This window comes from Streptococcus sp. HSISS2 (assembly GCF_000448665.1).
Taxonomy (GTDB): Bacteria; Bacillota; Bacilli; order Lactobacillales; family Streptococcaceae; genus Streptococcus; species Streptococcus raffinosi.
Genome location: NZ_CM002133.1, coordinates 971005 through 986766 on the forward strand (window position 1 = coordinate 971005; position 15762 = coordinate 986766).

At 39.3% G+C, this 15762-nt stretch carries 10 protein-coding genes and 4 pseudogenes; all 14 read right to left on the reverse strand.

Going from position 1 to position 15762, the window contains the following annotated elements:
• Nucleotides 1–519: 519 nt before the first annotated feature.
• Nucleotides 520–4952: pseudogene (locus HSISS2_RS04270) on the reverse strand (glycoside hydrolase family 70 protein).
• Nucleotides 4953–5619: 667 nt separating this feature from the next.
• Nucleotides 5620–5935: pseudogene (hisE, locus tag HSISS2_RS04275) on the reverse strand (phosphoribosyl-ATP diphosphatase).
• A gap of 8 nt (nt 5936–5943) precedes the next feature.
• Nucleotides 5944–6177 (reverse strand): annotated as a pseudogene (locus tag HSISS2_RS04280) (phosphoribosyl-AMP cyclohydrolase); the annotation flags it as partial.
• A gap of 67 nt (nt 6178–6244) precedes the next feature.
• Complete coding sequence (locus HSISS2_RS04285; RefSeq protein ID WP_021145563.1) at nt 6245–6949, reverse strand: helix-turn-helix domain-containing protein; 705 nt, start codon at nt 6947–6949, stop codon at nt 6245–6247.
• A gap of 90 nt (nt 6950–7039) precedes the next feature.
• Nucleotides 7040–7429 carry a hypothetical protein gene (locus HSISS2_RS04290; RefSeq protein ID WP_042766993.1) on the reverse strand — a complete coding sequence of 130 codons (390 nt, stop codon included), beginning with the start codon at nt 7427–7429 and terminating at the stop codon, nt 7040–7042.
• Nucleotides 7410–8333: a phosphodiester glycosidase family protein gene (locus HSISS2_RS04295; protein WP_021145565.1), complete on the reverse strand. Its 924-nt coding sequence runs from the start codon at nt 8331–8333 to the stop codon at nt 7410–7412. Before HSISS2_RS04295 ends, HSISS2_RS04290 begins: the two co-directional genes overlap by 20 nt.
• A gap of 160 nt (nt 8334–8493) precedes the next feature.
• Nucleotides 8494–9228: a PHP domain-containing protein gene (locus tag HSISS2_RS04300; RefSeq protein WP_042767209.1), complete on the reverse strand. Its 735-nt coding sequence runs from the start codon at nt 9226–9228 to the stop codon at nt 8494–8496.
• Between the two features lie 8 nt (nt 9229–9236).
• Nucleotides 9237–9881, reverse strand: a complete 645-nt coding sequence (locus HSISS2_RS04305; protein ID WP_021145567.1) for a TIGR01906 family membrane protein — start codon at nt 9879–9881, stop codon at nt 9237–9239.
• On the reverse strand, nt 9871–10644 hold the full coding sequence (locus tag HSISS2_RS04310; RefSeq protein ID WP_021145568.1) for a TIGR01457 family HAD-type hydrolase: 774 nt from the start codon (nt 10642–10644) through the stop codon (nt 9871–9873). Before HSISS2_RS04310 ends, HSISS2_RS04305 begins: the two co-directional genes overlap by 11 nt.
• A 1-nt stretch (nt 10645) precedes the next feature.
• A complete protein-coding gene (locus HSISS2_RS04315) occupies nt 10646–11389 on the reverse strand; it encodes an acyl-ACP thioesterase domain-containing protein (RefSeq protein ID WP_021145569.1) in 744 nt (247 codons plus the stop codon).
• Nucleotides 11390–12526 carry a radical SAM family heme chaperone HemW gene (hemW, locus tag HSISS2_RS04320; protein ID WP_021145570.1) on the reverse strand — a complete coding sequence of 379 codons (1137 nt, stop codon included), beginning with the start codon at nt 12524–12526 and terminating at the stop codon, nt 11390–11392.
• Between the two features lie 94 nt (nt 12527–12620).
• Nucleotides 12621–13361 (reverse strand): hypothetical protein, encoded by a 741-nt coding sequence (locus tag HSISS2_RS04325; RefSeq protein WP_042766994.1) that lies wholly within the window; start codon nt 13359–13361, stop codon nt 12621–12623.
• Between the two features lie 206 nt (nt 13362–13567).
• Nucleotides 13568–14650, reverse strand: a complete 1083-nt coding sequence (locus HSISS2_RS04330; protein WP_021145572.1) for a hypothetical protein — start codon at nt 14648–14650, stop codon at nt 13568–13570.
• Nucleotides 14651–14714: 64 nt separating this feature from the next.
• Nucleotides 14715–15762 (reverse strand): annotated as a pseudogene (gene rfbB, locus HSISS2_RS04335) (dTDP-glucose 4,6-dehydratase); the annotation flags it as partial.

Sequence of the window (15762 nt, forward strand, 5' to 3'; positions counted from 1 at the left end):
CCTCCTACGACAGTAGCAAGTGCTGCAGAGGCAACTGCAATTGTGACCCATTGCTTCTTAACTTTATGAAGCTTATAGTGTACCTTATTTTCCATTATAATTTTCCCCGTGATTTTATTTGTCAAAATCAGACTGAAATCTATCCGATTTCAAACAATTACATTATATCATTATTTTCTAACTATTTCTCGAATTAATTGTTTTTTATAAATTATATGTAACATAACAGCAACATTAGAAAAGTTTTGTAACACACCTATTTCATAGGCTTTCAATTCTCATTTTCATATCATTTGATAAGTAAAACTATTTTCTATAAAAACCACTAAAACCCTTGATACAATGGCTTTTACAACGATTCTGACTCAAAATTGATATTTGTCAGATTTTTTTCTTTAAGGAGCAAAAAAGGCAAAATTTCTTTAAACGATTCTCGTTTTCAAGAAATTTCACCTATAAATTCATGTCAAATCATATCGTTTTTCACTTAATCTCTCAGATTAAGATTAGATTGATTGATTATTTATCAAAATCAGCATAACCATTTTCATCGAAGAAGACAGTCTTACCGTCTTGGAAAGTGATCCATGTGTTTGTCACACGTTCTCCAAGAACTGATTCGTAGTATTCCACTCCTTTTGGTGTGCTGATTGGGCTACCTTTAACTTGACGTCCCAAATGATCAAAGTAATACTCTTTACCATCGATATTTTGGCGTCCTGTTACAGCCTTACCATCTTTGAAGTAGTACCAAACATTGTTACCAGTTGTCAAGAAACGGTTATTGAGACGCTCCCCTGAATCTTTATCATAGTAAGAAAGTGAACCATCAGCATTCTTAACAAAGTCACCTTTAACTTGGCTACCATCTTCTTTGAAGTAATAGTTTTTACCACCAACGCTATACGCACCTGTCACGATTTCACCATTATCTTTGGCGTAGTACCATGTCTTACCACCATCAAGAGTGAAGAAATCAGATTTAACTTGGCTTCCATCAGCATTGAAGTAATAGTTAAGGTGGTCAATTGTTTGACGACCTGTGGCGAGGTTACCATCCTTATCAGCATGGTACCACTTGCCGTTTACTTCGAAGAACTTGTCTTTAACCTTGTAACCATTATCTACAGTGTAGTAGCTAATCTTGCCATTTTCAGTAACAAATTCACCTTTAACTTGGGCACCATTTGCACGGAAGTAGTATTCGTGACCATCCAAAGTAAGGGCACCTGTCACATTTTTACCAGCTGCATCACGGTAGAACCATGTTGAGCCATCTGTTGTGTAGAATTCACCCTTCTTAGCTTGTGCATAGCCTTGATCATTGAATTCATACCAGATACCATCGATTTCAGCCCAACGATTTGTGTAGGCATTACCTGAATTTTTATCGAAGAAGTAGAGTTTTCCGTCTGGAGTAACATACTTAGTACCTTTAGCTTGGAAGCCATTTTCATCAAAGTATTGCAATCCTCCACCAGCATGAGTCAAGCCAACAGCCATTTCTCCAGTTGGTGAGAAATAACGGAATTTAGCTTCTGTTTCTGAAGTACCTTCTTTCGGTACATCGAATACAAAGTAACCATCTTTGTACTGCTCACCAAAGCTACCAAAGTAATAATATTTACCATCCTGTTGATAAATAGAATCACGAAGCTGGATACCGTTTGGCAAGAAGAAATAAGTCTTACCATCGACATCTTGACGACCAGTTAACATATAACCTTCTTTATCGAAGTAATAGTAATTTCCAGCATATTTAATGAAGGCATTCTTAGCTTGGAAACCACTATTATCAAAGTAGGCCATACCCTTACCATCATAGTAGAAACCTGTCTTACCACCTTGATCTGTCAAAGGTTTTGGCAAGAAGATACCATTATCAGTAACTTGATAGTAGCGACCAGTAGCATCGTTACTGAGAACATAACGACTACCACGACCAAGGATATTAGTACCATTCATGTACTTAGCAGACCATTGCTTGATTTTAACAGATGGATCAATCTTCTTACCAGTTGATATCATCACATCTTCAAACAACTGTGGATATTTCTTTTGGAGCTCATCAAGGAACTCACCACCATATTGAGCTTGGAAGTCCTTACCTGATGATTTAGAATTTGCAACATATAAAGTGTTATTGATATAAGCATTGGCCTTTGGAGTACCATAACTATTAGCACGTGTTGCTGTTACAACTTCTTGTCCTGGCAATTGGTAAAGTTGATCTGGAACCCAGTCAGCAATTGCTTGAATACCTTGCTTGTGAAGGGCTTTAAGTGCATCACGAAGATCTTCTTTAGAACCGTATTTGTTATTCTTGCTCATGGCAAGGTCATATCGGTCAGTAAAGGCATAACCATTTTGGATAACAGAATCAAGGAAGGTACGGTCATCAGCCGATACAAATTGAGGAGCCATCTCGAATGATGTGATTCCCCATGACTTGAAGAGTTCTGCATTTTCTGCAATCAATTTATTAGTATATTGGCTATCTTTTTCAACAAAATCTTGGAAGTTTGAGAAACCTTCATAGATAACTTGTGAGTCCAATGCTTCAGTAGCAGAAAATGTCTTGTCAAGTTTCTTATCTGAACCTTTAACACGGATATCTTGGTTATCAGGCGCACCTACTGGTACCCAAACACCAAGATAACCTCTCATATCAACAGTTCGATACCCCTTGATTTCATCTCCACTGAAAGTCAAGTTCCCTTCAGCATCAGTGTATTTAATTTTTCCAGCTGCTGCCGCATCATTTTCGTAAGTGACAATTCCCTTATCAGTACCAAGAAGTAATGGACGGTAGGCTTGGTTAGCATGAAGTTTACCCATGTTAACTTTCAAAGTACCATCACCCAGTGAGAAATCCTGATTATTGGCAATAAGTGTCAACATACCAGAATGTTTACTTGTTTCTGCTACACCCGTAGTTTGGTCAGCAGTCATAATATCTTTACCGTAACGAACAGATGACAAGATTTCTTTTCCATTGAACGTGTCGACTTTCATCGATTGTCCACCTGAAACATATTTCATACGGTTCTTCAAGAGCGTTGTGATAGCATCGTAGTAAGGAGACTTGGTAGCCATATATTGGCCGTTATCCGTATAGAGATCTCCATAATAAACACGAGTTACCTGCTCCATATTTTGAAGAATCAAAGCATAGGCAGCTGGAATATTGTTAATAGTATAACGTTTTTCTGCCTTCTTCATATCTTCATTATAGATTTCAAAGGCACGTTTCAATTCAGCATCAGTCATGGTATAACCATCTGATTTTGGATTGATCTCTTTTTGAACAATATCACGAATGATATCTTGAACAAGGTTATCATGAGCACGTGCAAAGATATAGTTAGCTTGTGTATCTCCATACTTACTATTATTTGTACGGTCTGTCAAACTGCTAGTAATCAAATCTTTCAATGAAGAGCCCGATCCATAAAGTGCACCCATAATTGCATAACGAAGGTTATTATCCATGGCAAGGGCTGCACCATCATGTTTTTGATTATAAGCATTATCATTTAAATCCCAAGCTTCAAGGATAGAAATGTGAGCGAGTGCATTGGCTTCAGATTTATCCACACCAAAGGCTGCTCGGAAGTAGTTTGTATAAACTTGGAGAAGGTCAGCATCGACATTGTCAACTGCATCAACACGGATACCATCAAAGTTAGCATCCTTATCACCCATAACAATTGATCCCCAGTTCACAAGATAGTGAATTTGGTTCAACTGCTCAGCTTGCACAACTGGATTTGAGTTATCAACGTCATTGGCAAGTAGGAATTCATAACCACCCAAGTATCTTCCTGTACCATTTAGAGAACCATCTTGGTTACTTGGTGTACGGTTAAGCAAACGGTAATCAGAATTTGCCCAAGGTGTCTTGTCATTATTGACATAAAGAAGAGCTCCCCCTTGAAGGTGGTCAGCAAGGGTATAGTTTTCAGTTGTAGTATTCCACTGGTCTTGTTCTTTTACAAAAGACTCAATTGCTTGACGAAGCCATTCAGTTGATTTTTTAGCTGAAATTTCTTGTTCAATCTTAATTTGAATTGTCTTAGCAGCTGCATTCAATTCAGATTGACTTTGGCTGGTTGAATAAGTTGCGTTAAGGTTAAAGTGTTTAGAGAAAGTATTGAGGTAGGCAACTTGTGTATCTACATCAGGCCACCATGCCATCAAAAGTGGACGAAAGTCTTTCTCAGTTGATACACGCCATTTTTCACCATTTTCCAAAATAGTGACTGGACGGTACCAGCTATTAGGTGTCAAATAACCATCTACCAACTCAAAGCTTTCTTCTTAGAATCGTAAGCACGGTTATGTGAAGAGAAAGCATCAACTAGATTAGTTGTACCTGGTGTGAACGAGTGTGTTGATGTGCTTGTCAAAGCACCATCTTTACCAAAGTAAAGCAACTGGCCATTAACTGAAACAGCAAAGTTTGTTTTGTATGAACCATCTTCTTTGACATAATAGTATTTACCATCAACTTGTTTGATGTTGTCCAAAGAGAGTGCTGCTGTTTCTTCTTTTTCAGTAACACCAGATTTTGGTTTTTCAGCTACTGTAAGCGTTGTATCTGTCGCAGTCGCAGTTGTAGCTGGTGCTTCTGTTGTTGCATCATTTACTACTGCTGCACGATCAGTTGTTGCTGGTACTGCAGTATTAGCACTTGTATCTGCTGCAGTGCTTGCTGCCGCAGGAGTTTCGACTGTTATAGTATCAGCAGCCTTGTCAGTTGTTACTGCTGTCGCATCTGTCGTAGCAGTTGCTGCTGGAGCGGCTACTTCATGCGTTTCAACGACAACATCGCTTTCAGCTGTCGTAGAGGCAACTGGTTTCGTTGTTTCATCGGCTGAAACCTTTTGATTAGCTACTGTAGCACCACCTACGATAGAGGCAAGTGCTGCCGAAGTGACGGCAATCGTCACCCACTGCTTCTTAACTTTGTGAAGCTTATAATGTACCTTTTTCCCATTTTAGGTCCTCTTTTCATTTTCCTAGTTTGAATGAAATCTACATAATTCAAACAATTTCATTATAGCATATTTTTTTCAGCCATTTCTTTACTTTATCATTCCAGTTTCGTTTTTTAACCATAACTTAAATTGATTAGCAATATTTCTAATCTAAAAAACTACCGAAATCACGTGACGGTAGTCTATGGTTTATAAGTTGTATTTTAAAGCCTTCAAGGGCTGCCCCAAGCTTAAGAGATGACATATTTCTATTATGGTTTGGAATGTTGAAACCGTTTATTAAGCAAATACAAGAGTATGTTGGACCCTATAGCTGACTAAAAAGAGTAAGGTTTCTGTCTAAAAGACTAGAACAGAGGAGGACAATAACTAAACGAGAAAGCTTTAAAATACTAGGAGTATTTTTCATCATAGGACATCCTTCCTTTCCTCAATGATTTGTATAAATAAGCACACCTAATCTTTCAAAATAAACGAGCTTTCTTCACTCCTATTATAGCATTTTAAAGCGCTTTCTCATTGTAGTTAGAAGGACAAAATCATTAGAATTCCTCTAGCAAAAAAGCCTGAATCATCACTTCAGGCTTTTCATCTTAGTTCAAATCGGTTGAGATAATCCTCAATAATCCGTTACTTCTTTTCGGTCATGGAACATTGCTTTGTTTGCCCTGACGGGCTTTAAGTACGGCTTCAACGTCTTCAGGGCTGACCCCTGTTTCAACGAGCATGACTGCTAGGTGATAGAGGACATCTGCAGTCTCATTGGCAATTTCTTCTTTATCAGCATTTTTGGCCCCAATCACAACTTCTGTCGCTTCTTCGCCAACCTTTTTAAGAATCTTGTCTAGTCCCTTGTCAAAAAGGTAATTGGTATAAGACCCTTCTTTGGGATTCTTTTTACGATCTAAGGCTTCCTTATAAAGTGTTTCTAACATAGCTACTCCTATCTGTCTTGTCTGTCATCATATATATCCGTAAAGAAACAGCTGTGGGCTCCTGTATGACAGGCTGCTCCTTCTTGTTCCACGGCGATAAGCAAGGTGTCCTGATCACAGTCAGTCTTGATGCTTTTGACATGTTGGAAATGACCAGATGTGGCTCCCTTATGCCAAAGCTCATTTCTAGAACGGCTCCAGTAATGCATTTGTTTGGTCTCTAGGGTCAACTGATAGGACACCCTTTTTCTTTGTGGCTTGTTTTAATGAACTGATATAACTTCAGTTTTAGAGCATGATTTTGAGCGATTAGTCTTTGTTTAGGTTCTCCTGTAACCAACTCCTTTCTAATTCTCTCAGTTTTTTTAAGAATTCACTTTCATTCTGACTAATCTCAAGCCTTCTTTCAAGTTCTTTGATCTTACGATTCGCCTTTTCTAACTCGGTTAAGCTATCTTCACTAGGCTTTCGACCGCGATTGTCGTTTAGCCCTTCTAGCCCCTTAAGTTTGTACTTTCTACACCAGTTGTAAACCTGAGCATAACTACAGCCAAATTTTTGAGCGGTCTCCTTATAATTAGAGTCATGATCTAAACAATAGTTAACGATTTCTAAACGTTCTTCTTTCGTTGTTTTTCTGCTAGTCATATGATAAACCTCCGGAATAGGATTGTAATCCTTTAGTTCTTTATGACTATTATACCTGAAAACCCATTGTCTGATTTGTTCATGACTTCTTAGCCCAAATTTTCTAGCTAATTCTTGAAGGGAACCTTCTCCTGTTAAATAGGCTTCAATGCATTTTAGCTTAAACTCTGTAGAATAATTTTGGTTATGCTTTAGAGACTTTAGCCCCTCGTGCCCTTGATATTGATAGGCTGTAGCCCAGTCTTTAATAGTACAAGGATTGACCCCAAACTGACGAGCTAGTTGAGAACAGGAGGCTTTACCTTCAAGATACCAGGTAACAGCCCTCAGCTTGCCTTCAAAAGAAACCTTACTTTTTCTAGACATAATAAAAATCCTACTTTCGTAAACAGTACTTTATGTATTTTTACTGTCTACTTAAGTAGGACTATATCACCTTGCCCCAAGCTCTTATTTTTAAGCCAGTTTTTTAGGTCTGATAATACCAGTTATCAAGCTCAAGCAAAGCAGTCCTACAGCAACGTACCAATAGGGCATATCCACGCTAGTCGTACGGCCTGACACTTCAACAATTCCCTTAACCAGACAGGCACTGGCGACAACAGCGATGGCTGAATTAAAGAGAAGTTTTGAGGCACGATTTCTTACCCAAGACATTTCCACCCCTGTTAGCAGATAAATCAAAGCTCCAGCCAATGGTGCAAAGAACATCATACGCATAAACATAGATGATTCACCATAAGAAAAGCGCTCATAGACAAAGGTAAATACTAAGCTAAAAATGGTTAGACCAATGTAGGTGAAAAAGTGTTTGCTGGCTGATTTTTTAGTAACCGATGTAAACAATATCGCTCACCGCCCTTTCTGAAATTTTATTTCCGTTTGTGGTTGGCTTATTAATGACTTGACCATTAAAATACATGGTTGATGAGCCACCATCATCAAGGTTGTAAGCTGTCGTCACGCCATAAGATTTCATCAATTCTGCCATTTCATACAGAGTCAACCCTGACGACTCACTGGTACGACCATCCGAGACAATGACAATATAGTGCACACTACCATCACTTTCTTCGATAACTCCGATGGCTGTACGTGGATTGTCAGCCATGGCTTGACCGACCTCCTCATTTTCTGAGACAGCTACCTTACCATTTTCAACCAAGGTTGGACCAAAGGCAAAGGTATTAACCACACCTGAATCGACCAGTTTTTGAGCCGTTGTATCGCTCTCCTTAAAGGTCTTGAAGCTACCGTCTGAGTAAACCGCTAGATCCTCATAGTCACTGTTTCGATCCGTATCACGATAGACTTGGCCATTTTTAATCACATAGCCTGACTGGTTAGCCCCATAATAGTCACCATTGATGGCAAAAATAGCATTATTTTGTTGGGCAATACTTGAAGTGGTGTCAGTAATATTGGTACCATAGGTGTTTTGTGCCAATGCCGTTTTAAGGTAGTCCGCACTTGAAAGTTTGATATCAGCAACATAGTAAGTGGTATCACTGGTTTTACCCGTCGTGATTTCAATTTCCATATTGTCATCTTTATAAGTCGTATCCGTCTTAGTGACCTTACCAGTGCTGGTAGATGCTGTCGACGAAGCTGTGCTTGGGCTAGTCGTATTAGCTGAAACCGTTGAGACTGCCGAGGGAATGACAAAGACCTTTAAAAGGGAATAGACATTTGCCCCCATCAGAAAAAGGGTGAAGAGTAAGGCATAAGCATGCCTTTTTAAGAATTTCATAGAAGACCTCCAATTTTAAAAGATAAGATCGAAACCGTAAGTTCCTTTTACTTGAAATTAGCATAACAAGGAAAGCTTAAAGTCTTCTATAAATCCCATAACCACGCCTTTCGTTTAAGTTTTGCTTAAGAAAAGACAGCCTCAACTGAAGCTGTCTACGTTAGATAATCATATCTTCTGTAATGTCAAATTCTCTCAAGAGCTCCTGAATCTTATCAAAGTTCAGACGGAAATGCTCTAACTTATGCCCATCAGAGCCAATAGAATACTTACGACATCCCATGTCCTTGACCAGACCTAAGGCATAACGATAGAGATCTTCATGGTGATAAAGGTACATGCTCTTTGCATTCAGCTCAAAAGCCAAATCATTAGCCATCATTTTCTGGAAAATACGTTTAAGCTGCTCCTCATAGGCTTTTAGCTCATCAACAGTCACCTCAAACAGGCGGAAACCATAGTCAAAGTGGGCTAGGACATCTGCATCTACTCGACCAATAGCATACTCCAACTTATCTAGATATTCTCGAATGATGCTGGTCTTATCCATATCAGCTACCTCATCATCAAGATAATCATTGACCCCATTATGGTGAACCGAAAGCAGTTTGAGATCATAGTCCTTCCCATCCAAAAAGGCCAAAATATCCTTTTCTCTAGGCTGATAATAACCGATTTCGATACCACGTTTAATACGATTGCCATACTTGCGATTAAGACTTTCAATCTCACGACTATAGGCCTCGTACTCAGGTACATCATCCTGTTTGGTATAAGGATTAGAGAGATCATAATGCTCCGTCGTTACAATCTCGCCATCAAAATGTGTTAAATAATCAGTAAAGTCCGCATCCGAATCATAGGAATGATGGGTATGCAAATGGTTATCACGAATCGTCATCATTACTCCTTATTCTTTAAATACCGTTTAAGCTGCTTATGGGCAAGACAAGTCAAAGTTACCATGATGCCCTCGTAGATAAAAAAGAAAATCACAAAACATTGAAGGAAATAGTCTTCAGGCAAAACATTAATAATCGGATCCAATAGTGGATTAAAGAGCCAACTGCTATCTCCAGGAAAAAGGGCTTCATGAAAGAGCGTAAAAAACTCATCAAATCCAAGAAAAAGACCCACAAGGCCGATCAGGACTGGCAAAACAGCAAGACTCAGATAAAGTCTACGATAAAGACCAAAGGTCCCCTTCTTCACATTTCGCCAAAGAAAGGTCACAGCTGGATAAGCCAGTAGGATAACTAGCCCCTGAACCAAGTGAAAGAGCCACTTGACATCATGAAAATGCTTAAGCCCACTCTCCGACGATGGAAAATCAGGCATGGACAGATGACCAACCCAAGGAAAGGTCAGGTACTGCATGAGGATATTGAAATTATGCCAGAGCTCTGTCTTGCCAAGAATGACATAGTCCAAAAGATGCATCCAGTCAATATCAAAATAATAAAAGCCCCATGCCAGATAAATCGTCACTAAGATAGACAGGGCCAAGAGCCAAATCGGAGTCAGAATAGCCTCAATCTTAGTTCGCATCAAAATCCCACTCCGCTAGACTAGAAAGTACATGGTCGGGTTTTACTGGTAAATTCGCAACCTCTTCTGCCTTGGTAAATCCAGTTGTCACAAGAAGTGTTGGAAAGTCATTTTTAATGCCAGCTGTAATATCAGTCAAGTAATTATCACCAACCACGATAGTTTGGCTACGTTCTGTCCCAAGGATTTCAAGAGCCTTGTTCATGATAATAGCTTTAGGCTTACCAATAATGATTGGTTTCACACGGGTAGCCGCCTCGATAAGAGCTAAGAGGGAACCAGCACCTGGAAGAAGACCACGTTCAGTTGGGATATTCAAATCTGGGTTAGTTCCAATAAATATAGCCCCTTTGTGGATGGCAAGCGTTGCTTTAACCAACATTTCATAAGTGACTTCACGATCCAAGCCCACCACAACATAGGCAGGATTTTCCTCATCTACCGTATATCCCGCTTCCGCAATAGCAGATTTAAGCCCAGTCTCACCGATAACATAAACCGTCTTGCCACGATTCATATCGTTCATGTAGTCAACTGTCGCCAAGGTTGCTGTATAAATAGTTTCAAGAGGCGTTTCTAATTCGCATTGATTACGCAAAAGTTCTTGGACCATTTCTGGTGTACGCATACTGTTATTAGTTACAAAAAGATAAGGAATCTGGCGCTTCTGCAATTCCTTAACAAAAGCCTCCCCTTCAGGAATACGGTCCTTACCCTTGTAAATGGTTCCATCTAAATCAATCAAATAACCCTTATATGTCATCTTACTCGTCTCCTATTTCCTTCCATTGGATGATGGCATGAGCATGAATATTGCCATCAACACAAATCTGATGTTGACTACTCAAACTTTCTTGGTCAAACTCGTAACCTGAATAAATTTCTGACCCATGATGAATCTCTTTCACATACTTAAGATCAATGTGGGCTGGCGTGTACTTGGTCAAAAAGTCCAAATCGAAAACATCCAACATCCACTCCAAATACTTACTATTGTTAACGTGACCATTCATGTCTAAGTCAAAATAGCGCACACGGTATAAGGTATCAACGGGATTTTCCAAAACCTTGTAGCGAGGACCTCGAAGCAACTTTTTAGTCTTTTCAGCTTCATAAGGCGCCACCAACTCGTCTGGAACCTCAGCTACCTTACGAGTCTCATAATCCATGAGGGCAAAAGTGGTCTTAAAGAGCATGATTTGCTGACCAGCTTCATCAGTGATGTAAAAATTACGGTAACAGAAAATCTTATTATAGGAAATAGCTTCCGTTGTAATGGTTACTTTTTCATTGTAGCGAGGCAGGCGGTCAATTTCGATAGCATAATCTGTCACAATCCAAACCAGACCATATTGCTCAAAAACTGCGTCATCTGCATTACCAAGAGACTCAGACTGCATGGCTGATACTTGCAAGGAAAATGCCAATAAGTGTGGTAATTTCACCTGATGTGTAATATCCGTCTCATAAAACGGAATCTGATAAGGAATACTAAACTTTAATCCCATCTAATCCTCCAATATAAATTGCTCAGCGACATTATCTCCCAGAAAGAGGCCCCGTTTGGTCATACGAACCACATCTGGATCCTTAACCAAAAGCCCATCTGCTTGTAGTTTTTCCACAATGTCCCCATAAGTATCTGCAAATGATAAGCCAAACTTCTCTTCAAACCGTTTGATAGATACGCCTGATTTTTTCCGTAAGCCAAGGAAGAACTCCTCCTCCATCATCTCCGCCTTAGTCAGATGCTCCTCGTGAAGTCTAGCATGCCCATCCTCTGCTATAGCCTTTAGGTAATGCTGGATAGGCCCTCGATTACGGTAACGGACACCATTGACATAACCAGAGGCCCCAGCACCAACACCATAATACTCATCATTATTCCAATACATGAGATTATGTCGACTCTCCATCCCAGGTTTGGTAAAATTGGAAATCTCATAATGCTCAAAACCATTTTTTTCCAACTCTTGGATAATATAGTCAAACATCTCTGCTTCCAAATCCTCAGTTGGCAGATTGAGCTTACCCCGACGCATCTTATTCATAAAGACCGTGTGATGTTCCAAGATCAAACTGTAGAGACTTAGGTGTGGAATATCCAGTTCTATAGCCTTTCTCACATTTTCCTTAACCTGATCCATGGTTTGACCAGGTAGGGCATAAATGAGGTCAATGGAAATATTATGAAAACCAGCAGCCTTCAAACTATCAATACTTTCATAAATTTGTGCTTGATTGTGACTGCGACCAATTTGACGCAAATGCTTGTCATCAAAGGTCTGAACCCCTAGAGACACCCGATTAACAGCAGATTTTTTGAGTACTTCAATCTTATCAACCGTCAAATCCCCAGGATTGGCCTCAATAGTAAATTCCTCCAACTTAGACAAATCCAAGTTCTTCTGAAGATTGCTTAAAAGATAGTCCAATTGCTCGGCAGAAATAGCTGTCGGTGTCCCACCACCAATGTAAAGGGTGCGAAGTTCCTTGATATCTAAAAGCTCCCACTCACGAATCAAAGCCCGTAGGTAGTCATCAACGGGCTGATTTTTAATAAATACCTTGGAAAAGTCACAATAATAACAAATTTGTGTGCAAAATGGAATATGCACATAGGCTGACGTTGGTTTTGTTTGCATGTAACTATTCTACCATTTTTTAAGCAGAAATGAGACCTTGAAAAAGAAGAGTTTGACGCAAAAAGAAGCTATCTCTTCAGATAGCCTCTTCCTATTATTTTGTTAATGAGAATGGGAAAGCTTTGTAGTTACTATAATCAAAGCTTGGTCCCAAATCAGAGATGAATTGGACTGGCGTGTAGGTTCCATTTTCAAGAATAAAACCAGGCTTAGCTTGGAAACCAGCTCCCCCTAGTCCAGTAATACCAGGAAGCAAGGTTGAAAAATCGCCACCTTCCCAAACGTAGAGATTACCAGAAATTTGGACGGCTTTAGCAGTCGTTGAACTTTGACGGTAAGGTTCGTAATCAACATTGAAATTAGCTTTTGAAGTGATGTTCCCATCAGCATCAACTGTAAAACTAATGTCTGTTGCTTGAGGACTGGTACCAGTCCAAGTTCCCACTAATGCTGCTGGAACAGGAGCGTCGCTTTGGCTATCCCTTGTTGTTTGACTAGACTTGTTTGACTCAGATGCAGCACTACCACTTGTTCCTCCTTGAGCATCATTTCCAGCTGTAGCTTGATTTTTTGAAGAGCTAGCTTCAGGAGTACTCGCTTCTTCTTGACCTTGAGAATCCTTTGAAGATGAATCCTCTGTCTTAGACTTTTTAGCAGATTTCTTCTCAGATGCTTTTGTTTTTGCTGATGACTTCACAACTTTAGAAGTTGACGTTGTAGATGATGCTGCGGTGTCTTTTTCTGACTTAGACCCACATCCGACAAGGCTTGCAGAAACAGCTACTGACAGCAAAACAAGTGAACAAACACGGATAACTTTATCTTTCATTTTCATAAACCTCTTTCTATATGTCTATTATATCTATTTTGTTACAAAAATCAAGCATTGTTTGTAATTTTGTAACATTTATGTCATTATTTGTATCCTTGTCTTAAGTTAATGTCGTATTTACAAGTAAAAAAAGCCCATCACTCCTAGAGGAATGATAGACTTCTGCATCTTATTTAGGTACTTCTTACCTGCTAGAGGTATCCTAATTACTATTTGTCTTCTCTTTCGATATAACCCGAATAGAGATCTCCATAGCTATCCTCTAAGATAACAATGCGCTTGCCACCATCTACAACTGCTAAATAGTAGGAACTTCTCTCATCGTGGTAGATATCATTAACACTCTTAGCCTGATAACCATGTGACTTAAGAGACTTCTGTATTTTATCAAATGCTTTCTGCACCTTATCATTATCTACTTTACCTGATTTGTTCACCAGATATTCTCTTAAAGGTTTAGCAATTAAGATATCTGTATCATCAGAATCTGTAGATATAACACCATTTTCAGAGATAGTAGCTTTTCCTTCGGCGTCATCATCCTCATCAAATTTCTTCCAGTTACCAACAAAGGCTTTTGGAACCTCCGCCTTATAAAAAAGACATCTCTTTTTAAATTCTTTAGTGTTTGATCCGTGGGAAAATACTTCTGATAAGCCTATGTCTAAAATGACATTTGTTCCATCCTTCTGAACCAGATTATAGTAGCCATATCGTTCAGTCTTAACCAGTATGATCTCTTTTGTATGAAATTGGTACTTCTTGTCAAAATCAGCAATAGATTTTAGTTTTGAATCACTTACCGCCTTTATGCTTCTTTCAAACTCTTGTCGAACCTTCTTACCGAGAGTAACTTCTTTAATATTATCTTCCCTATAGCCAGTAAAAAGTTTTGAATTCTTTTCTTTTAAATCATAAACAAGCCCGTCATTATTACCATTTACCCACAAGCCACCCAAGTTTGTTCCTTTGGAAGAAAACAAAAAGAGGCCAAGACTTGTTGCTACAACAAGAAATAAAGCAATCCCAAGACCAATAAAAGTCTTCTTGCCAAACTTTTTCTTCTTAACAAAGACCATTTGTTGTGAATAAGCTGGGTTAACCATTTGACCAGTCATTTGATTTGGTAAGGGCATGGCTCCTTCAGTCACAGAATTTCCATTGTTGGAAAAAGTAGCTTGTTTTCCTTCTATAACAAATTCACCATTTAGAAGGGCCTGCTGACACTCCTGAATAGTGGGCTTACGATTATTAATCGCTTCAAAATATTCAATCCATTCTTTTCTATTCATCATCTCTCCTAATATTTCTTAATAGAAAAATCTATCACTAGCTTGGAAGTGATAGATTTTCCAATTATTTAAGCACTTCTTGTGTCTTAGCGTAGTTAGCTTCAACAGCTTCTTTTTCGGCTTTCCACCAGTCTTGGTGATCTGTGTACCACTTGATTGTTTCTTCCAAACCTGATTCAAAGTTTGTGAATTGTGGTTCCCAACCAAGTTCTTCACGCAATTTTGTTGAGTCAATAGCGTAACGCAAATCATGACCAGCACGGTCTGTTACACGATCGTAAGCATCTTTGGGTTGCCCCATTTTTTCAAGGATAAGCTCGAGCACTTCCTTGTTGTTCTTTTCACCATCGGCACCAATCAAGTAAGTTTCACCGATACGACCTTTAGTGAGGATAGCCCAAACACCAGTTGAGTGGTCGTTAGTGTGAATCCAGTCACGGACATTTTACCTTCACCATAAAGTTTTGGTTTAATCCCTGACAAGATGTTGGTGATTTGACGTGGGATGAATTTTTCGATGTGTTGGTATGGTCCATAGTTGTTTGAGCAGTTTGAAATAGTTGCCTTAACACCAAATGAACGCACCCATGCTTTAACGATAAGGTCTGAAGCAGCCTTAGTTGATGAGTATGGTGATGATGGGTTGTATTTTGTTTCTGCTGTGAATTTTCACCAGGACCTTCACCGTGTCCAGGAAGATCTTCACGCAATGGAAGGTCACCATAAACTTCGTCTGTTGACACGTGGTGGAAACGAATATCGTATTTACGAGCAGCTTCCAAGAGTGTGTAAGTACCAATGAAGTTTGTGTGGATAAATGGTGATGGGTCGTTCAATGAATTATCATTGTGGCTTTCAGCCGCATAGTGGACAATAGCATCAGCCTTAGCAGCCAATTTATCAACCAATTCAGCATCAGCAATGTCCCCTACAACCAATTCAACACGGTCACCAAGGATTTCTTCAATGTTAGCACGGTTACCAGCGTAAGTGAGTTTGTCAAGGTACTAGTCACATGTACGTACTGGATAGATTGTTGTAGACATAGTGTACGAAGTTTGAACCGATGAAACCTGCACCACCGGTTACGATAATGTTTTTGTATTCAGTCA

Coding starts and splice junctions, on each gene's coding strand:
- hemW (WP_021145570.1), bottom strand. CDS start 12,526: ATGCAAACAAAACCAACGTCAGCCTATGTGCATATTCCATTTTGCACA.
- HSISS2_RS04330 (WP_021145572.1), bottom strand. CDS start 14,650: ATGAATAGAAAAGAATGGATTGAATATTTTGAAGCGATTAATAATCGT.
- HSISS2_RS04310 (WP_021145568.1), bottom strand. CDS start 10,644: ATGACATATAAGGGTTATTTGATTGATTTAGATGGAACCATTTACAAG.
- HSISS2_RS04305 (WP_021145567.1), bottom strand. CDS start 9,881: ATGCGAACTAAGATTGAGGCTATTCTGACTCCGATTTGGCTCTTGGCC.
- HSISS2_RS04285 (WP_021145563.1), bottom strand. CDS start 6,949: ATGTCTAGAAAAAGTAAGGTTTCTTTTGAAGGCAAGCTGAGGGCTGTT.
- HSISS2_RS04295 (WP_021145565.1), bottom strand. CDS start 8,333: ATGAAATTCTTAAAAAGGCATGCTTATGCCTTACTCTTCACCCTTTTT.
- HSISS2_RS04325 (WP_042766994.1), bottom strand. CDS start 13,361: ATGAAAATGAAAGATAAAGTTATCCGTGTTTGTTCACTTGTTTTGCTG.
- HSISS2_RS04315 (WP_021145569.1), bottom strand. CDS start 11,389: ATGGGATTAAAGTTTAGTATTCCTTATCAGATTCCGTTTTATGAGACG.